Origin of the sequence: Skermanella mucosa, from assembly GCF_016765655.2 — a bacterium.
GTDB lineage: Bacteria > Pseudomonadota > Alphaproteobacteria > Azospirillales > Azospirillaceae > Skermanella > Skermanella mucosa.
In genome coordinates, this window is the sequence record NZ_CP086106.1 from 993088 (window position 1) to 1012195 (window position 19108).

The 19108-nt window shown below is 69.8% G+C and carries 16 protein-coding genes; 6 read left to right on the forward strand and 10 right to left on the reverse strand.

The annotated features are described in order from the left end of the window. Positions 1–74: 74 nt before the first annotated feature. Positions 75–743 (forward strand): terminase small subunit, encoded by a 669-nt coding sequence (locus JL100_RS04550; RefSeq protein WP_202681653.1) that lies wholly within the window; start codon positions 75–77, stop codon positions 741–743. A 19-nt stretch (positions 744–762) separates the two neighbouring features. Here JL100_RS04550 and JL100_RS04555 read toward each other — a convergent pair whose 3' ends face one another. The 7 genes from JL100_RS04555 to JL100_RS04585 form a co-directional block, all read right to left on the reverse strand. Next, on the reverse strand, positions 763–2073 hold the full coding sequence (locus JL100_RS04555; protein WP_202681652.1) for an OmpP1/FadL family transporter: 1311 nt from the start codon (positions 2071–2073) through the stop codon (positions 763–765). A gap of 203 nt (positions 2074–2276) precedes the next feature. Beyond that, the gene (locus tag JL100_RS04560) at positions 2277–2711 is read right to left on the reverse strand and encodes a CBS domain-containing protein (RefSeq protein WP_202681651.1); all 435 of its coding nucleotides are present in this window, start codon (positions 2709–2711) and stop codon (positions 2277–2279) included. Positions 2712–2845: 134 nt separating this feature from the next. Further along, positions 2846–3373 (reverse strand): hypothetical protein, encoded by a 528-nt coding sequence (locus JL100_RS04565; RefSeq protein WP_202681650.1) that lies wholly within the window; start codon positions 3371–3373, stop codon positions 2846–2848. A gap of 15 nt (positions 3374–3388) precedes the next feature. Further along, positions 3389–4531 (reverse strand): NAD(P)/FAD-dependent oxidoreductase, encoded by a 1143-nt coding sequence (locus JL100_RS04570; RefSeq protein ID WP_202681649.1) that lies wholly within the window; start codon positions 4529–4531, stop codon positions 3389–3391. Between the two features lie 112 nt (positions 4532–4643). Then, positions 4644–8105: a chromosome segregation protein SMC gene (gene smc / locus JL100_RS04575; RefSeq protein WP_202681648.1), complete on the reverse strand. Its 3462-nt coding sequence runs from the start codon at positions 8103–8105 to the stop codon at positions 4644–4646. Between the two features lie 58 nt (positions 8106–8163). Beyond that, entirely contained in the window at positions 8164–8934 is a 771-nt protein-coding gene (locus tag JL100_RS04580; protein ID WP_228421072.1) for a DsbA family protein, read from the reverse strand. Between the two features lie 83 nt (positions 8935–9017). Beyond that, positions 9018–9482 carry a DUF721 domain-containing protein gene (locus tag JL100_RS04585; RefSeq protein ID WP_202681647.1) on the reverse strand — a complete coding sequence of 155 codons (465 nt, stop codon included), beginning with the start codon at positions 9480–9482 and terminating at the stop codon, positions 9018–9020. Between the two features lie 160 nt (positions 9483–9642). Between JL100_RS04585 and mutY the strand changes: the two genes are divergently transcribed. Then, positions 9643–10719 carry an A/G-specific adenine glycosylase gene (mutY, locus tag JL100_RS04590; protein WP_202681816.1) on the forward strand — a complete coding sequence of 359 codons (1077 nt, stop codon included), beginning with the start codon at positions 9643–9645 and terminating at the stop codon, positions 10717–10719. Continuing rightward, positions 10720–11433 (forward strand): DUF1194 domain-containing protein, encoded by a 714-nt coding sequence (locus tag JL100_RS04595; protein ID WP_202681646.1) that lies wholly within the window; start codon positions 10720–10722, stop codon positions 11431–11433. It abuts the gene before it with no gap. 29 nt (positions 11434–11462) lie between these two features. On the opposite strand, the gene JL100_RS04600 is transcribed toward JL100_RS04595, so the two are convergent. Next, on the reverse strand, positions 11463–12461 hold the full coding sequence (locus JL100_RS04600) for an NAD(P)/FAD-dependent oxidoreductase (protein ID WP_202681645.1): 999 nt from the start codon (positions 12459–12461) through the stop codon (positions 11463–11465). A gap of 137 nt (positions 12462–12598) precedes the next feature. Beyond that, on the reverse strand, positions 12599–14779 hold the full coding sequence (locus tag JL100_RS04605; protein WP_202681644.1) for a malate synthase G: 2181 nt from the start codon (positions 14777–14779) through the stop codon (positions 12599–12601). Between the two features lie 317 nt (positions 14780–15096). Between JL100_RS04605 and JL100_RS04610 the strand changes: the two genes are divergently transcribed. After that, positions 15097–15651, forward strand: coding sequence for a DUF2780 domain-containing protein (locus JL100_RS04610; RefSeq protein WP_202681643.1), 555 nt, complete (start codon positions 15097–15099; stop codon positions 15649–15651). Positions 15652–15685: 34 nt separating this feature from the next. Continuing rightward, positions 15686–16195 carry a hypothetical protein gene (locus JL100_RS04615; protein ID WP_202681642.1) on the forward strand — a complete coding sequence of 170 codons (510 nt, stop codon included), beginning with the start codon at positions 15686–15688 and terminating at the stop codon, positions 16193–16195. A 10-nt stretch (positions 16196–16205) separates the two neighbouring features. Here the strand turns inward: JL100_RS04615 and JL100_RS04620 are convergent, their stop codons facing one another. Then, positions 16206–16826, reverse strand: coding sequence for a glycosyltransferase family protein (locus tag JL100_RS04620; protein WP_202681641.1), 621 nt, complete (start codon positions 16824–16826; stop codon positions 16206–16208). 354 nt (positions 16827–17180) lie between these two features. On the opposite strand from JL100_RS04620, the gene JL100_RS04625 reads away from it, so the two are divergent. Next, on the forward strand, positions 17181–18956 hold the full coding sequence (locus tag JL100_RS04625; RefSeq protein ID WP_202681640.1) for an SLC13 family permease: 1776 nt from the start codon (positions 17181–17183) through the stop codon (positions 18954–18956). Positions 18957–19108 lie beyond the last annotated feature (152 nt).

The window sequence follows — 19108 nt, forward strand, 5'->3', positions numbered from 1 at the left end:
TTCAATGTTCTTGTTTTGTTCAAAAAACTCCGATAAGTTTATGCATCCACCGTTCCTGCCCAAGGTCCGCCGCCATGCAACCAGCCCCCGGTACCTCCTCAACCCCGGTGATCCGCCTGACCGCCCGCCAGGAGGCGTTCTGCCAAGCCATGGCCGCCAATGTGGGCGGGGCGGAGGCGGCCCGGCGGGCGGGCTATTCGCCGAACGGGGCGAAGCAGCGCGGCGCCTTCCTGATGACCCAGCCGGAGATCCGCATCCGCGTCGATCAGCTCCGCGCCGCCCGCGCCGGCAGCCACGAGGCCGACCTGGAGGAGGCGGCGGAGACCGTCAAGACCATCATCGCCGAGGCCATGGACAAGAGGTCGCTGTCGCTCGCCCTGCGCGCGGTCGAATTGCGGCTCAAGCTGCGCGGCGTGATCCGGGACAAGCGGATTCCCCACCACTATGTCAGCGACGCCCCGCACCCCGACGCCGACCTGGAGCAGCTTGATTTCGACCCGGCCGAGGATGACGACACCCCCGCCGCCGAGATGCCGTCAGAGACCCCGGAAGAGGCCACGTCAGAGGCTGCGGCCGAGGCGCCGGCCGAAACAGTGACCCCGGATAGTGACCCTGCGCCCGCGCCCGTCACCTCTCCGGCCGGGCGGCCGACGTCGGCAAACCCCACGCAGAAGCCGTTCCGCCACCGCGAGCGGGGCGGCAGCCCGGGCCGCGAAGGGCACCGGGACCGCCGCGCCGCTTAAACCGGCCCCGCCGCCCGCCTCAGAATTTATAGCGCAGGGCCGCCGCGATGATGTCGACGCTGCCCTCGCTCACGGCGCGGGTGTTGGTGGACAGCGCCGCGGCGGCGCCGGGCTGGGTGGTGTTGATGTTGGCGTCGTCGATGATGATGTGGGTATAGGCCACGTCCACGACGAAGCTCTCCGACAGGGCATAGGAGGCGCCGGCGCTCAGCCAGTAGCGGTCGGCGTCCGGCGTCCGGGTCGAGCGGAAATTGTCCACCGTCGGGGTCTCGTCGTACTGGAAGCCGCCGCGCACCGTCCAGGCGTCGTTGAGCTCGTACTGGGCGCCGACGGCCAGCGAGAAGGTGTCCTCGTAGTTCTGGCCGACGACCTGATCGGGCAGACCCGGCCGCTGGACCCGGATCTCCTCGAAGTTGCTCCAGCCGTACCAGTTGTACTCCGCCATCAGGGTCAGCTTCGGAGTCAGCTCGTGGGCGACGCCGACCGCGATGATGTCGGGCAGGTTGAGGTCCGCGGTGCCGGGCGAGTTGTTGAACGTGGTGCCGGCACGGCTCAGCTGGACGTCGCCGTCAAGCGTGTGCTCGATCTGGGACCGGTAATGGATACCGATCCGGGTCGTCGGGATAGGCTCGAACAGCACGCCGACATTGTAGCCGAAGGTCCAGTCGTCGCCCTCGACCTTGGAGATGATGTCGGGTCCGGTCCCGGTGAACACCGCGTTGGTCAGCTTGGCGTCGGCATACTGGATGTCGATGCCGCCGCCGATCGAGATCCAGTCGTTGACCCGGTACGCGACGCTGGGCGCGATGTTCAGGGTCAGCAGGTCCGTCTCGATCGAGTCGTAGCGCCCGAACCAGTTCGCGTCGTACTTGTTGGCGAGGCCGAACGGGGCGGAGATGCCAAGGCCCACCCACAGGTCCCGGTCCATCAGCGGATAGGCGAAATAGGCGTTCGGCACCGGCGTCGGGTCATAGGGGTTGCCGCCGTCGTTGCCGCCGATCGGGCGGGTCAGGGCGCCGGCAGGTGTCTGGACGGTCGCGGTCGATCCGCGGTTCTCCAGGTCGGCGCGCGGGATCAGGAGATGGACGCCGGCGGTGGCTTCGGGGCCTTCCAGCCGGGTCATGCCGGCGGGATTGAAGAAGATGGTGCTGGCGTCTTCGCTGATCGCGGACTCGCCGGCGAAAGCGCGGCCGAGCCCGGTGACGCTCTGCTCCTTGATGTAGAAGCCGGCGGCTTCGGCGGCCTGGGTGCCGGCGAGCAGGGCGATCGCCGAGGTGGCGGCCAGGACGGACGCCGACGTACGTCCCGGGAAACGCTTGAAGGGGGTCATTGGGTGTCTTCTCCCGATTGATTCTTTCTTCTGCGGATCGTTGATCTTTTCCGCAGGTATGGGAGAAAGGGGTAATGGCAGTTTACGTAAACGTCAAGCTTCCCGTGAAGGATTTGAGACGAAGCGCCCGCAGGTGTGGCGCTTCGTCAACACGGCACCTATCCGGGAGCGCCGGTCAACCCTGTCCGGTCACCCCTGTCCAGTCACCCCTGTCCAGTCACGTAGCCGCGCAGGGTCTCCACCTCCAGCTCGGTTTCGTCCAGCCGCTGCTTGACCACGTCGCCGATGCTGATCATGCCCAGCAGCTTGCCGTTCTCGACCACCGGAATATGGCGGAAGCGCCGCGTCGTCATGATGGTCATGATCTCGGCGATGGTGTCGGTGGGGGAGCACTGCTGCACCTCACGGGTCATGACCTCCTCGACCCGCCGGTTCAGCGCGTCGGCGCCGAATCGGGTCAGGGCGCGGATGATGTCGCGCTCGGAGATGATGCCGCGGATGCCTTCGCTGCCGTCCAGCACCAGGATGGCGCCGATCCGGTTGTCGGTCAGCAGGTTCGCGGCCTCCCCGATGGTTCGCTCGGGCGCGATGGAAACGACCTTGGAGCCCTTGCGCTTGATGACGGCTGCGACATGCATGGACCTGCTCCTCCTTGTCAGGGCGGTCCGTGCGGAAGATGCGGCCGGACCGCCATCGTTGGTCTTGTCGATGGACAGGCCATGATACGTCCATTCCAGGGTCGCCGTGCAAGCCGGAGTTGTCGCTCCTCTCTTTATTGTCCCGGCCCCGAAGGCCCGATTTGAGGCGAACGCCCGGGAACCTGGGCCAGGCAGTTCTCGATAATGGTCTGGCACTGGGCCAGTTGGCTGCCCCCGATGCCCTCCGGGCCGCCATAGACGATCCGCTCGACCACACCGTCGCGGAGCGTGAAGGTCGCTTGGCAGCTGAAGTTTCGGAAATCGTAGGTCGGCGCGAAGGAGCCGTAGTAGGGAAAACCGTAGCCATAGCCGTGATACGGATAGCGGCTGAAGCCGATCAGCGGCGTATGGCTCTGATAGACCACCGTCCGGTTGCTGGTGTAGGTGAAATATTCCAGGTTGTCGACCGTCGCCGTCCGTTCCGGGACGCCGGCGCAGGACAGCAGCGTCTCCTTCGGCATGCCGACGAAAGCCGTCTGCGCGAACAGCGCCTCATCGGCGCGCGGGTTGGCGCAGGACGCCAGCGCCGCGGCGCAGATACCCAGCAGGGCGAGGCGCACCGGCAGGGTCGAACGCAGGGGGAATGCCGCAAGGGAGATCATCGTTCGCTTCCTCGTTCAGGGCGCCCGCAACCGCTCCGGCGCCAGATCCACCGCCTTCACGCCGAGGGCGGCGAGATCCTCCGGCACCCTGCCGTCGGCCAGCAGCCCGGCGGCTGTCCGCGCCATGCCCGGCGCGGTCTGGATGCCGTAGCCGCCCTGGCCGGCCAGCCAGAAGAACCCTTCGGCTTCCGGGTCGGGTCCCACCACCGGGCTCTTGTCCGGGGCGAAGGTCCGAAGCCCGGCCCAGCGGTGGCTGATCCGCCGGACCTTGAACAGGCATGCCCGCTCGATCCGGTCAACCGTCAGGGCGATATCGAGTTCCTCCGGCTGGACGTCGCAGGGCTCGACCGGCGTCTCGTCGGCCGGCGAGCCGAGCAGCCGGCCGCCCTCCGGCTTGAAATAGAACGTCTCGTCCACGTCGCACACCATCGGCCAGCGGGGCAGGCCGGCCTCGTCGGGAATCGGCGTGGGGTCGAAGGTGATCGCGGTCCGGCGTTTCGGCATCAGCCCGACCGGCGCCAGCCCGGCCATTCCGGCGACCGCGTCGGCCCAGGCCCCGGCGGCGTTCACGACCCAGGGGGCATCGAAGGCCCCGGCGCGGGTCTCCGCCCGCCAAATCCCGTCCCGGCGGGCCAGCGCCATCAGCTCCGCGTCGGTCGCGACCTCGCCGCCCCGGGCGCGCAGCCCGCGCAGATAGCCCTGGTGTATCGCGGCGACGTCCATGTCCATGGCGTCCGGCTCCCATACCGCGCCCGCCACATAGTCGGGCCGCAGCATCGGGGCGAGTCCCAGGGTGGCGTCGCGGTCCAGCAGACTGACCGACGGCGTCAGCACGCTGCCGGATCGGAACGCCTGGTCCAGGCTGTCCGTCTGGTCCTCGCGACCGACCAGCACCACGCCGCGCGGGGTCAGCACCGGATGCTCGGCGAAGCCGGAGGCCACGGCGGCGTCGTAGAAGGGGCGGCTGCCGACGGTCAGCGCCCGGATCACCGCGTTGCCGTAAGTTTCGGTATAGAGGGCGGCGGAGCGGCCGGTCGAGTGATAGCCCGGCTGTGCCTCGCGCTCCAGCAGCACGACCCGGCCGCGGGACGAGAGCTCATACGCCGCGGAGGCTCCGGCGATGCCGCCGCCGATGATCAGGAAGTCGCAGGAAGTCATGGTGCGCAGTACCGGTCCGCCGTCGATGTTCAGGGATTTCCCATAGTCTATGCCCTGCGGACCGCTTAGTCACATCCCCTGGAGGAGGATGGACACGGAAGAACTGGCGGGATCAGGCGGCGCCCCGCAACTCCTCGGCGCGGCGCAGATCGACGGAAACCAGCTGGGAAACGCCGCGTTCGCCCATGGTGACGCCGAACAGCCGGTCCATGCGGGCCATGGTCAGGCGGTGGTGGGTGATGATCAGGAAACGGGTGGCGCCGACCCGGGCCATCTCCTCGACCAGGGTGCAGAAGCGGTCGACGTTCGCCTCGTCCAGCGGGGCGTCCACCTCGTCCAGCACGCAGATCGGCGCCGGGTTGGTCAGGAACACGGCGAACAGCAGCGACAGCGCGGTCAGCGCCTGCTCGCCCCCCGACAGCAGGGACAGCACCTGGAGCCGCTTGCCCGGCGGGCTGGCATAGATCTCCAGCCCGGCGTCCAGCGGGTCCTCCGCCTCGGTCAGCTTCAAGTACGCCTTGCCGCCGCCGAACAGCCGGACGAACATGTCCTGGAAATGCCGGTCCACCGTCTCGAACGAGGCCAGCAGCCGCTCCCGCGCCTCCTTGTTGAGGCTGGAGATGCCCTGGCGAAGCCGGCCGATGGCGGATACGAGGTCGGCGCGCTCGGCCTGCATGCCGGCGATCTGCTGGTCCAGCTCGGCCGCCTCGGCTTCAGCCAGCAGGTTGACCGGACCCATGTTCTCCCGTTCGCGCACCAGCTTGTCCAGCCGGGCCTCGACCCCGGCCGGGTCGGGAAGCGGCTCGCCGGGCGGCAGGTCGGCCAGGGCGGCCGTCTGCTCCGGCGCGCATTCCAGCTTCTCGGCGATCCGCTCGCGCACCGCGTCCAGCGTCTGGCGGGCCGAGGCCACGGCGGCTTCCGCCCGCACCCGGGCCTCGCGGGCGTCGCCCAGCCCCGTCTCGGCCTGTTTCAGGCGCTTCTCGGTGGCGGCCAGCGTCGCTTCGGCCTCGTTCAGGGTATCGGCGGCGCGCTTGCGCACCCGCTCGGCGTCGGCGATCCGGGTCGCCAGGTCGGCGCGCTCGGACTCGATCTCGTCCGGCCGGCCGGCCAGTTCCTCCAGTTCGGCCTTCGCGGTCTCGGCGCGCTCCATCAGCTCGGCGAGGCGTTCGTCCGCCCCTTCGGACCGGCCGGTCCAGCCGCGCCGTTCCGCCTCGATCGCGGCGAGGCGCTGGCGCCGCCCCTGGGCCTCGCGCAGGATGCGGTCCAGCGCGTTCTGCCGGCCGGAAAGCTCGGCGCGGGTCTCGGCCAGGGTGGCGCGCAGGTCGGCGACCCGCTCCCGCGCCTGTCCCGATTCGGGCAGCGAGTCCAGGGCGGAGCGGGCCTCGGCGAACTGGCGCTCGGCCTCCCGCCGGTCGGCGTCGAGGCGTTCCACCGCCTCGGTCAGGGCGGTCAGGCGGGAGGCCGCGGCGGCGGCGGCCTGGGCCAGCTTGGCGTGCTGGTCGCGGGCGCGGCCGACCGCTCCGAAGGCGTCCCGCACGGCGTCGCGGCAGCGCCGTTCCTGGGTCGCGGCCTCCGAGGCGGCGGTGCGGGCGGTCTCGAACTCCTCCCGCGCGTGGGCGGAGGTATCCTCGGCGCTCTCCAGCTCCAGGCGAAGCTCGGCGAGGCGGTTGCGCTGCTTCAGCCGGATCGCGGCGGCCGTCGGCGCTCCCGCCGCGACCGAGAGCCCGTCCCACCGCCAGGACGCGCCGTCGCGCGTGACCAGGATCTGGCCGGGCAGCAGGGTCGGGGCCAGCGCGTTGCCCTCCGCCGTACCCGCGACGACGCCGATATGGTCGAGGCAGCGGGCCAGGGCAGGGGGCGCCGTGACCCGGGAGGCCAGCGGCTCCGCCCCCGCCGGCAGGGGCGCGGTATGGTCGAGCGCCGGGTGCGCCCGCCAATGGACCGCCGCGGCCTCGTCCAGCGGGGCGGTCAGGTCGTCGCCCAGCGCCGCGGCGATCGCCACCTCGTAGTCCGGCGCCACGGTGACGGCATCGATCAGCGGCGGGAACAGGTCGCCGGAGCCGGACTCGAGAAGCTCCGACAGCGCCCTTTCCTCCGCCTTCAGCCGGGCGCGGGCACCGTCGGCCGCCTGCTGGGCCTCGCGGCTGCGGGCCTGGGCCGCTTCCGCCGCCATCTTGGCGTGTTCCGCCGCCTCGGCCCGGTCGCGGGCGAGGTCCAGCGCCTCCTCCGCGGCGGCGACGGCTTCCTCCGCCGCCTCGATGTCGGGCCGGGACGCCAGTTCGGACTCCAGGGCGGCGCGCTGGCGCTGCTGCTCGTCGAGCCGGCGGATCGCGGTCGCCAGCCGCTGCTCCAGCTCGGCGGACTGCCGCTGGAGGGCGGTTCGGCGGGCCTCGTCCGCAGCGGTCCGCTCGGTCAGCGCCGTCAGTTCGCGGTCCAGGCCCTCGACCCGCTCGCGCGCCTCGGCCAGGGACTCGCGGGCGGCCTCCTCGACGGCGGCCTCGTCGCCCTGTTCCTCGACCAAGCCGTCCCGCTCGTCGGCGAGACGGGCCAGCGCCGTCCCGGCGTCCTCCGCCAGCGCCCGCTCGCGCGCCAGGTCGGTCGCGACCTGGGCCAGCCGGCGCTGGTTGGCGGTCCGGGCCTCGGCGACCCGCTTCTCCTCCGCGTCAAGCGCCTCGCGGGCGATCACCAACCGCTGGAGCGCCTGGGCCGCCTGGGCTTCGGCCTGGCGGAGGCGGGGCAGCCCTTCGGCGTCGGCGGCGCGCCGGGTGGTCTCGGCCGCGACCTCGCCCATGCGGTCGCGCACCAGCACCTCGGCGTCGTTGAAGGCGAGCCGCGCCGCCGCGAGCGCCGCCTGGGCCGCGACCCAGCGGATATGGAGCAGTACCGCCTCGGTCCGGCGGACCTGTTCGCTGAGGTTGCGGTAGCGGGAGGCTTGCCGCGCCTGCTTGCGCAGCGTGCCGAGCTGGGCGTCCATGGTGACGATGACGTCGTCCAGGCGCATCAGGTTGGCCTCGGCCGCCTTGAGGCGCAGCTCGGCCTCGTGGCGCCGGGAATGCAGCCCGGTGATGCCGGCCGCTTCCTCCAGCAGGACGCGGCGCTCGGTCGGCTTGGCGTTGATGATGGTGCCGATGCGGCCCTGGCTTACCAATGCCGGGGAATTGGCGCCGCTGGCATTGTCGGCGAACAGCAGCTGGACGTCGCGGGCGCGCACCAGCTTGCCGTTGATCCGGTAGTCCGACCCGGAGCCGCGCTCGATCTTGCGCTGGATCTCCAGGTCGTCGAACTCGTTGAAGCCGGCGGGGGCGGTGCGCCGCGAATTGTCCACCCCCAGCGTCACCTCTGCGATGTTGCGGGCCGGCCGCTTGTCGGTCCCGCCGAAGATGACGTCGTCCATGTCGTCGCCGCGCATCTTCTTGGCCGAGGTCTCGCCCATGACCCAGCGGAGCGCTTCCACCAGGTTGGACTTGCCGCAGCCGTTGGGGCCGACGATGCCGGTCATGCCCGGCTCGATCACCAGTTCGGTGGGGTCGACGAACGACTTGAAGCCCGAGATGCGGAGCTTTACGAACTGCACGGCGCGGCCGACCCCAATCCTGTCCAGTACCTGCTGCGATCGCCGGCCCGAGCGCCGCTCAGGAACCCAGCTTGTCGAGCACGCGGGCGAACTCGTCGATCGGCTGGGCGCCGACGATCTTCTCCGTGGTGTCGCCGCGCAGGATCACGAAGGTCGGCGTGGACTGGACCTGGTACTTCTGCTCGGCCTCCAGCCGGCGCTCGATCAGCTTGTTGGCCAGCGCCTCGTTGCCCATGCAGGCCTGGAACTGCTGCTCGCCGACGCCCGCCAGCTTGCCGGTCTGGGCCAGGGCCTGGGCCGGATCGCTGGCGCCCGCCCACTTGTTCTGGCTCTTGAACAGCACGTCGAGGAAGCCGAAGTACCGCTCCGGGTTGGAGCAGCGGGCCAGCATGCTGGCCTGGAGCGCCGCCCGGTCGAACGGGAAGTCGCGGAACACCAGCTTGGCCTTGCCGGTGTCGATATAGTCCTTCTTCAGCTGCGGCAGCGTGTTGGCATGGAAGCTGGCGCAGTGCGGGCAGGTCAGCGAGGAATATTCCAGGATTGTGATCGGCGCGTTGGGGTCGCCCAGCACGCGCTCGCTCAGCGGGTCGTTCTTCTCGGCGGCCTGGGCCACCTGGGCCTGGGTCGCCTGACCCTGGGCGAGCTGGGCCTGGACCACCTGGGTCGGCTTGGGCGTGGAGTCGTCGTCCGGGACGGCCCCGGCCTGTGCGGGCACGATGACTTCGGGTGCCGGTTTCTCCTTGGCGATGACGCCTGTGTTCACGAGGCCGGCTCCGGCCCCGACAGCGACCACGGCAACCATGGCCAATCCCAGCATATAGCGGCGCAAGATGCCCTCCTGCATACAAGAGCTAGTGAGTATAAGGTTGGCTCACCCGGTCGGGCAAGCACTGGACGGGGTAGGCGGCCGGATCAGGAATTCGTCTTGGCATGGATCGCCCTTCCCAGGCGGACCAGCGCGTCGCGGAGCGACGGGTCGTCGACCGGGCCGGCGGCCCGCTGGATCCCGGCTTCCTCCTCCGCCGTCATGGGGCGCTGGACCTTCGGGCGCCGCGGCGCACCGGGCAGCGGTCCCTGGATCAGCTTGATCCGCTCGACGGCGCGGAAGCCGAAGAAGGCGTTGATCCGCTCGATCACCTGCGGTTCGGAGTGCTGGACATCGAGCGCCGCGGCGCCTGAAACCTTGAGGTGCAGCGTGGCGCCCTCGCGCTGGCCGGGCGGAAAGGCCAGCTTCTGGGGCAGGGTGCTGCGGGCCAGTTCCGGCCCCATGATGGTCGGCCAGTCCGTGATCAGCGTGCCGAACGCCATGCCGCGCTTGCCCAGCGCCTTGCCGGCCACCTTGGGCACGATCCTGGCGAGAGGGCGGGGGGCTGCCATTTGGGGATCTCCGAAACGTGAGGGACTGAGGCGGGTGGGTAAACGGAGCGCAGAGACTATTCTCATCGAAGCTATTGTTAAAGCACCTGTTGCGGGGCGACAACACACCATGACACTGCACTCGAAACCAAGTCTTTTCCCCGCACCGCCCGCCCGGGCCATGCGACCGGACGAGCTGGCCCGGTCGATGCTGGGCTGGTACGACCGCCACCGGCGCGTGCTACCCTGGCGCGCGCCGGCCGGCGGGACCGCCGATCCCTACCACGTCTGGCTGTCAGAAATCATGCTGCAGCAGACGACGGTCGTCACCGTCGGACCCTATTTCCAGGAGTTCCTGCGGCGCTGGCCGACCGTCGCCGATCTGGCGGCGGCCGACCTGGATGCCGTCCTCCACGCCTGGGCGGGGCTCGGCTACTACGCGCGGGCGCGCAACCTTCACAAGTGCGCCCGGGTGGTGGTCGACCGGTACGGCGGCCGGTTTCCGGATAATGAACAGGAATTGCGGCAACTTCCGGGCATCGGCGCCTACACCGCCGCGGCCGTCGCCGCAATCGCCTTCGACCGCCGCGCCACCGTGCTGGACGGCAACGTGGAGCGGGTCATGGCGCGGCTTTTCGCGGTCGAGGAACCGCTGCCGGGCTCCAAGGAGAAGCTCCGCGCGCTGGCCGACACCATCACGCCCGACCGGCGCCCCGGCGACTACGCCCAGGCCGTGATGGACCTGGGCGCCACGGTCTGCACGCCGCGCAAGCCGAAATGCCCGCAATGCCCGTGGCACGACGGCTGCGCCGCCCGGGCCGCCGGCATCGCCGAGTCGCTGCCGCGCAAGACGCCCAAGGCCGACAAGCCGACCCGCCGCGGCATGGCGTTCTGGCTGCTCAACCCCGAAGGCGCGGTGCTGCTGCGGCGCCGGCCGGAGAACGGCCTGCTGGGCGGCATGATCGAGGTGCCGTCGGGCGACTGGCTGGAGCGGCCGGCGCAGAGCCTGGCCGCGGCCTCGGTCCAGGCGCCTGCCGCCGCGGCCTGGCGGCTGCTGCCCGGGCTGGTCCGCCATACCTTCACCCATTTTCACCTGGAACTTCAGGTCGCGGCAGCCCGACTCGGCGCCGGGGACGGCGACGGCTGGAAGCGGGCCGACGGCATCTGGGTGCCGGTCGACCGGCTGTCGGAACACGCCGTTCCCACGGTGATGCGCAAGGTGGTACGGCACGCGCTGGGCAGCATTGGAGTTCCTTGAATGACGCCTATCCGGACCTTGGCTGCGGCCGCGATCCTCCTTCTGGCGGGTAGCCCGGCGCGGGCCGACCAGCCGGTCGACCTCGAACTGGTGATGGCCGTGGACGCGTCGGGCAGCATCACGACGGGCGCGCTGGAATTCCAGCTGCGCGGCCACGCCGCCGCCTTCCGCAGCGCCGAGGTGGCGGAGTCCCTGACCGTCGGCGGCACCCGGTCGGTCGCGGTCACGCTGGTGCAGTGGGCGGGACCCAACACGCTGGAGACCGTGGTGCCCTGGACGCGCGTCGCCGACGCCGCCGACGCCAAGGGCTTCGCCGACCGCATCGGCGCCGCGACGCGACCTCCCCTGGACGGCAGCACCGCGATGGGCAGCGCCATCGACCGGGCCGCCGGCTTGTTCGACGGCAACGGCTTCGAGGCGCCGCGCCGCGTCATCGACATCTGCAGCAACGGCTTCAGCAACAGCGGCGTGGACGTCGAGGGTGCCCGCGACCGCGCCGTGGCGCGGGGCGTCACGATCAACGCCCTGGCGATCCTGGACGAGTACGACTGGCTGGAGGAGTATTACGCGGAAAGCGTCATCGGCGGCCCGTTTTCCTTCGTCCGCACCGCCGAGAACCGCGACAGCTTCGCCGACGCGATCCTCCGCAAGCTGGTCGAGGAGATCGCGGGCGTGGACGGGATACGGGAGGGCCTGCGGTTGGCGGCGCGCTGATCAACCGGTCCGTTTGTCGGGGGAGATCATCAATGCGCGCCTTGGGCGTCGTTCGCCAGCATCGTCTCCTCCGTCCGCTTCGGTTCCGGGTCGGCGGGCGTCCTGCCGGGCGGGATCAGGCCGTCGCGCCGGCGCAGCAGGTTGTGGATCGCGGTCGCGGCGACCGCCGCTTGGCCCATGGAGACGGAGATCTGGTTCAGCCCCTCCACCACGTCGCCGACGGCGTAGAAACCGGGGATGGAGGTCTGGCAGTGGCTGTCCACGACCAGGCGGCCCTGGTTGTTCATCTCGGCGCCGAGCTGTCCCGCGAGGGTCGAGCGGGCCAGCGTGCCGAGGGCGGAATAGAGCGTGTCGAAGGCCAGCTCGGTTCCGCTCTTCAGGATCACCTTGGTGATCCGGCCGGCCTCTTCGGTCACCCGCTCCACCTGCTCCTCGACGATCGCGACGCCCAGGTCCGACAGCTTGGCCCTGTCGTCGGCCGTCAGGTTCATGGGCGTGCCCAGCGTCAGCAGGGTCAGGTCCGACGTATATCCTCGGATGAACAGCACCTCGCCCAGGGCGTCGCGGCCATGGCCGATCACCGCCACCTTGGTGTCGATCACCTCGTAGGCGTCGCAGATCGGGCAGACGCGGATCAGGCCGCGCTGCACCGTGTCGAACAGGTTGGGCAGGCGGGGCTGGTCGTCGATCACGCCGGTAGCGAGGATGACGGTCTCGGCGTCCAGCTCGACGCCGTCGGCGGTGGTGGCTCGGAAGCCCCGGTCGCCCAGGCGGCAGAGCGAGGCGATCGACCCGGTCTCGATGCGGGTGCCGTACTGCCGGGCCTGGCAGCGCATCCGCTCCAGCAGCTCGATGCCGTTGATGCCTTCCATGAAGCCGGCGTGGTTGTGGGAGGTCGGAATCCACGAGCAGCGGCTCTTGGCCTCGTCCACCACCAGGATGTTGCGCCTGAAACGCACGAGATAGATGGCGGCCGTCAATCCGCCGGGTCCGCCGCCGACGATCAGGCAATCGAGCATGCCGGTCATGGTTATTTTCGACTCCAACGCTGTGGCTGAAGCCATCAACGGGACTCGGTGCCGGCCGTTCCCGGATAGTTTGGGCGGGGTGACGCGCGGTTCCGAGTCCGCGCGTCACCCCGCAGGCCGGTATCAGCCGGCCAGTATCAGCCGGCCAGCCTGGCCTTCAGCTCGCGCCGGCGCCGGTGCAGGACCGGCTCGGTGTAGCCGTTGGGCTGCTCGCGGCCCTTCAGCACGAGGTCGAGGGCCGCCTGGAAGGCGATGCTGCCGTCGAAGTCGTCGGCCATCGGACGGTAGTCCGGGTCACCGGCGTTCTGCCGGTCGACCACCGCGGCCATCCGCCTCATCGTCTCGACCACCTGTTCTTCCGAGCAGATGCCGTGGCGCAGCCAGTTGGCGATGTGCTGGCTGGAGATGCGGAGCGTCGCGCGGTCCTCCATCAGGCCGACATTGTTGATGTCGGGCACCTTGGAGCAGCCGACGCCCTGGTCGATCCAGCGGACCACGTAGCCCAGGATGCCCTGCGCGTTGTTGTCCAGCTCCTGCTGGATCGCCTCGGGCGTCCAGTTCGGCCGCTCGACCAGCGGGATGGTCAGGATCTCGTCCACCTTCGCCCGCTTCTTCCCGGCAAGCTCGGCCTGGCGCGCGGCCACGTCGACCTTGTGGTAGTGCAGCGCGTGCAGCGTCGCGGCGGTGGGCGAGGGGACCCAGGCGGTGTTGGCGCCGGCCTGCGGGTGGCCGATCTTGGCCGCCAGCATCTCGGCCATGCGGTCGGGCATCGCCCACATGCCCTTGCCGATCTGGGCCTTGCCCTTCAGCCCGGCGGCAAGGCCGGTATCGACGTTCCAATCCTCGTAGGCCTTGATCCAGTTGGCGCCCTTCATGTCGCCCTTGCGCAGCACGGCGCCGGCTTCCATGCAGGTGTGGATCTCGTCGCCGGTGCGGTCCAGGAACCCGGTGTTGATGAAGGCGACGCGGTCCTTGGCGGCGCGGATGCACTCCTTGAGGTTCACCGTGGTGCGGCGCTCCTCGTCCATGATGCCCATCTTGACCGTGTACTTGGGCAGGCCCAGGGCGTCCTCGACCCGGCCGAACAGCTCGTCGGCGAAGGCCACTTCCTCCGGCCCGTGCATCTTGGGCTTCACGATGTAGAGCGAGCCGGCGCGGCTGTTGCGGAGATCCCCTTCGCCCTTCTTCAGATCGTGCATCGCGATCAGGGTCGTGAACACCGCATCCAGGATGCCTTCCGGCGCCTCGCTGCCGTCATCGAGCTTGACCGCGTCGATCGTCATCAGGTGGCCGACGTTGCGCACCAGCATCAGGCTGCGGCCGGGCAGGGTCAGGGTGCCGCCGTCGGGCCTGGTATAGGTGCGGTCCGGGTTCAGCCGGCGCTCGATCCGCTTGCCGCCCTTCTCCAGGGTGGCGGTGAGCTTGCCGGTCATCAGGCCGAGCCAGTTGCGGTAGACGGTGACCTTGTCCTCCGCATCGACCGCGGCGACCGAGTCCTCGCAGTCCATGATGGTGGTCAGCGCCGACTCCGCCACGACGTCGGCGATACCGGCCGGGTCGTCCTTGCCGATGAAGTGCTGGCGGTCGAAGCGGATCTCCAGGTGCAGGCCGTGGTTGGCCAGCAGCACGGCGGACGGGGAATCCCCCTCGCCCTGGTATCCCGCGAACCGCGCCGGGTCCTTCAGGCCGGTGGTACGGCCGTCCTTCAGCGTGACGGCCAGCTTGCCCCCCGCAACGGCGTAGCCGGCGGCTTCGGCGTGGGAGCCGTCGGCGAGCGGGGCCGCCTCGTCCAGCACCTGGCGCGCGAAGGCGATCACCTTGGCGCCGCGATGCGGATCATAGCCGCCGGCCGGCGTCTTCCCGTCTTCGGAGGGGATGGCGTCGGTGCCGTAGAGCGCGTCGTACAGGCTGCCCCAGCGGGCGTTCGCCGCGTTCAGCGCGTAGCGGGCGTTCATTACCGGAACGACCAGCTGGGGACCGGCGATCGTCGAGATCTCGGGATCGACGTTGGCGGTCGCGGCTGTGAAATCCGCGCCCTCGGGCAGCAGATAGCCGATATCGCGCAGGAAGCCCTTGTACTCCTCCAGGTCGATCGGACGGCCGCGATGCTCGCCGTACCAGGCGTCGATCCGGGCCTGCAGGTCGTCGCGCTTGGCCAGGAGCGCGCGGTTCCGGGGAGTCAGGTCGTGCAGGATGGAATCCAGCGCGGTCCACAGCTGGCTGGGTTCCACGCCGGTTCCGGGCAGCGCTTCCTTTTCGACGAATTCTTGAAGCTCGGCGGCGACCTGTAGTCCGCCGATCTGGATCCAATCACTCAAAACCCATCCTCCTGCATTTCGTTCGTATTCATTTCGAATCGTCCGGCACGTCGCCGGAGCGCATGCCCCGTATATAGTCAGGCCAAGCGTGTTTGTGCACCGCGTCAACGTCAGAGTCAAAAATGCAGTCGGCATGGCTGGTGTTCCCCGGGTTGCAGCCGGAGTTGCGGCGCCGGCCGGCCGGGGGCTATAGGTCCGGCACGGGAACCGGCGTTGCAAGTCCGGACGGGCTGCCCCACATCATCGCCACCGCCGCAGCTCCCCGGGTCCGTATCCCGGGGCTGCAACGCTCGAAATCACCATGGAGACGAGAGACCATGCGGCAATTCCTTTCCTCGCGGGTCCTTTCCTCGCGGGTCCTTTCCTCGCGGATCCTGCTGCTCGCAACCGCCCTGATGTTCGCCGTGGCAACCGGCATGCCCCGTGCCGCCCAGGCGGCCGACGCCGGGGGGCTGGTGAACGCTCTGACGTCGCAGCTCGGCGTCAGCAAGCCGCAGGCGGAGGGCGGCGCCGGCGCCCTGTTCAACCTCGCCAAGCAGCGCATGAACTCGGACCAGTTCGGCCAAGTGGAAAGCCAGGTGCCGGGTATCGGCGGGCTGATGGGCGCCGCGCCCGGCGGGTCGAATGGCAGCGGATCGGCGAGCGGCGGATCAGGTGGCGGCTTGGCCGGCATGGCGTCCGGCGCGCTCGGCGGCATGTCCGGCGGGAGCGGCGGCGGCCTCGGTGCCCTGGCACCGCTGGCGGGATCCTTCTCGTCCCTCGGCCTGTCGCCGGACATGGCGACCAAATTCCTGCCGGTAGTCCTGGAATACCTCAACTCCAGCGGCGGGGGCGGAGCAGCCGGCCTGCTCAAGGGCGCGCTGACGGGCTGACGGGCGCCGGCCAGCGCAGGGGGCGCCCGATCACATGCTTGCGGTCCTCGCCGACTACGGCGCCTTCGCGCACGAACTGGTGCCGTCCTCGGCGCTTCCGGCCGCGTTCCGCGCGCTGCTGGACCATGGGAGGTCGATGACTTCCGTGCTGTCGGACCATTGGCGGTCCGAAATCGTCGCCGAGGTCGCCAGCCACGACTTGGCCGGAGGGACGGCGGCGCTGGTCCGCCGGGTCGTCCTGAGGACGGAACCCGGCCGACTGCCGGTCGAGATCGCGGAGATCCGGGTGGAGTCCGGCGCGTTCGACGACGCGCTGCTGCGGCGGCTTGCCGGGACCTCGGTCCCGTTCGGCAGATCGCTTCAACGGGAGGGGATCACCTTCGCCACCGAGCCGGTCGCCTTCTTCAGGGTGGCGGCGGCCGGAGCCCTGGCCGCGGCCGGGCGGGTGGAGGAGGGCACCGTCCTGTTCGGGCGGCGGGCCAGGCTTCTCGGCCATGACGGCCGGACGCTGGCGGAAACCGTGGAGATACTGCCGCGGGCGTGACCCGCCGCGGTCAGCCGAGAGTCCCGATCAGCCGGGCGACCTCCGCGGCGCGGGCTTGCCACAGCGCCGAGCCGGTGTCCATCTCGTCCCGCGCCGAACCGGCCTGCGCCATGACGACCGTCTTGCCCGCCGGAAACCGGGCGGCCAGGGCCGGCGAGGCCGTGATGATCAGGTCGGCCCGCCGTGCTAGCTCGCCTTCCAGCCGCTCCAGCGGGCAGTTCGCGATCCCGCCATGCCGCCCGAAGTCGGTGTCGCAGTGATAGACCACGGCATGTTCGTCCAATTCGCCGACCGCGTCGATCGCCGTCGGGCGGGACGTCAGCAGGATCGGCCGCCGTACGCCCAGGGCTGCCATGGCGGTGCGGATCTGGTGGCCCAGCAGCTGCTGGTTGGCCGCCCGGGCGGCTTGGTCGGCCGGGAAGGGCAGTGTCAGCGGTGCCAGGATCCTGTCCGGCCGGTAGCCGTCCCCGGGCGACGCGGTCTTCAGGCGGGGGCAGGTGGGGCAGCAGCCGAGGGTGGGTGAATTGACCCAGACAACCTTGCGTCCGGCGCCGAGATGGCGGACCAGATGATAGGTGCCGCTCGTCGGCCAACCCCAGTTTTCCCCGAAGACGACAAGATCTATGCTCATGTCGCTGTGCTCCCAGTGAGTGCCTTACCTTGGGCAGCATGGATTGCATGGATCGTGCCGTTCGGCTTAGTACGGTAGGAACACGGATTCCGGCGGTCGGGGGCGGCTTCCGGTTTGCGATTCGCAATTCAGATTGCTTGAGCGGCCCGTGGCTTTGACGATTTACTGCGGACCGTGCGATTTGCCACGCGGACTGCGGCGCTGCCGGTCGCCCGGGTACGGGGGGCGCGGTGGAACGGGGCGGGGACAGGCGTGTTCCTGCCCGGCCGGGTTCGGAATGTATAACCGCCACGGCTATGCAAACCTGCGCCGGCAACCTTTGATTATCAGCACCTTCCCCGGGACGGGTTTTTCATGTCATTCAGCCAGGCAGCCGCCTTCTCCATCGTCATCGGCATGGTCGTCCTGTTCATCTGGGACCGGATCCGCTACGACGTGGTGGCGCTCGGCGCGTTGCTGGCCGCGGTGGTCTGCGGGATCGTCCCGGTCGACAAGGCCTTCAGCGGGTTCAGCGACGACATCGTCATCATCGTGGCGTCCGCCCTGGTGGTCAGCGCCGCGGTCGGCCGTTCAGGCATCGTCGAGACGATCCTCCAGCCTTTCGTCGGCCACATGAAGACCACCGACTCCCAGGTCGCGATCCTGGTGTCGATCGTGACCGTGCTGTCCGGCTTCATGAAGAACATCGGCGCGCTGGCGATCTTCATGCCGATCGCCTTCCAGATCTCGCGGCGGACCGGCAAGCCGGCATCGCGCCTGCTGATGCCGCTGTCGTTCGGGTCACTCCTGGGCGGCGTCGCGACGCTGGTCGGCACATCGCCCAACATCATCGTGTCGCGCATGCGCGAGGACATCGTGGGCGAGCCGTTCCGCATGTTCGACTTCGCCCCGGTCGGGGCCGGGCTCGCCGCGGCCGGAGTGGTCTTCCTGGTGTTCGGCTGGCGCCTGCTGCCGCGCAAGCGCGGGCGCGGCCCCAGCGACCAGATGTTCTCGATCGAGAACTACACCACGGAAGTGCGCCTTACGCCCGGCTCGCCCCTGGTCGGCAAGACCGTCTTCGACCTTGAGAGCATGGCGGAGGCCGACATCACGGTCTCCGGCATCATCCGCGAGGGGTACCGGCGCTACGTGCCGTCCGGCACCTGGACGCTGTTCGCCGACGACCTCCTGGTCCTGGAGGGCGAGACGCACGCCCTGGAGAAGCTCGTCAAGGACGCCAAGCTGGAACTGATCGGCATGAAGAAGGACGGCAAGGTCGCGTCGGCCCGGCGCGGCGAGGTCGGCATGGTCGAGGCGGTGGTCACCCAGGGTTCCCAGATGCTCGGCCGGTCGGCCGAGCAGTTGAACCTGCGCGAACGGTTCGGGGTCAACCTTGTCGCGGTCAGCCGGCGCGGCCGGCAGATCAGCCAGCGCCTGCGCCGGGTCCGTTTCCAGCAGGGTGACCTTCTGGTGCTCCAGGGCGTCAAGGACGCCATGCCGGAAACCCTGGCGGCGCTGGGCTGCCTGCCGCTCGCCGAGCGGAACCTGCAGCTCGGCCGTAAGCGCCACGCCTATCTGCCGATCTCGGTGCTGGCGATCGCCATGGTGCTGGTGGCGATCCAGGCGGTGAGCGTCACCATCGCCTTCTTCGGGGCGGCGGTCGTGCTGCTGCTCACCCGCGTCCTGAGCCCGCAGGAAGCCTACGAGGTTGTCGACTGGCCGATCCTGATCCTGCTCGGTGCGCTGATCCCGGTCAGCGACGCGCTGCGCACCACCGGCGGCACGGACCTGATCGCCGGCTGGCTGTCGGGCGCCGCCGCGGCGCTGCCGCCCCTGGGGGCGCTGGGGCTGATCCTGACGGTCGCGATGGCGGTGACGCCGTTCCTCAACAATGCCGCGACGGTCCTGGTGATGGCGCCGATCGGCGCGGGCCTGGCGCAGCGGCTGGGGCTCAACCCCGATCCGTTCCTGATGGCGGTGGCGGTCGGCGCCGCGTGCGATTTCCTCACCCCGATCGGCCACCAGTGCAACACGCTGGTGATGGGGCCGGGGGGATATCGTTTCGGGGATTACTGGCGGCTGGGCCTGCCGCTTTCGGTGCTGGTCGTCGTGCTCGGCACGTTCCTGATCAGCGTGTTCTGGCCCATGTGAAGCCAGGGTATGAATCCAGGTTGCGAACCCGGGTCGTGAACCCGGAGATCGCCTTGGGAACCGATCCTGCGGGCAGGATCCGTGGAAGGAGGCGGTGCCGGATCCCCGGTACCGCCTCCGATTCCCTGATCGACCCGTTCTCCCGGTCGCGG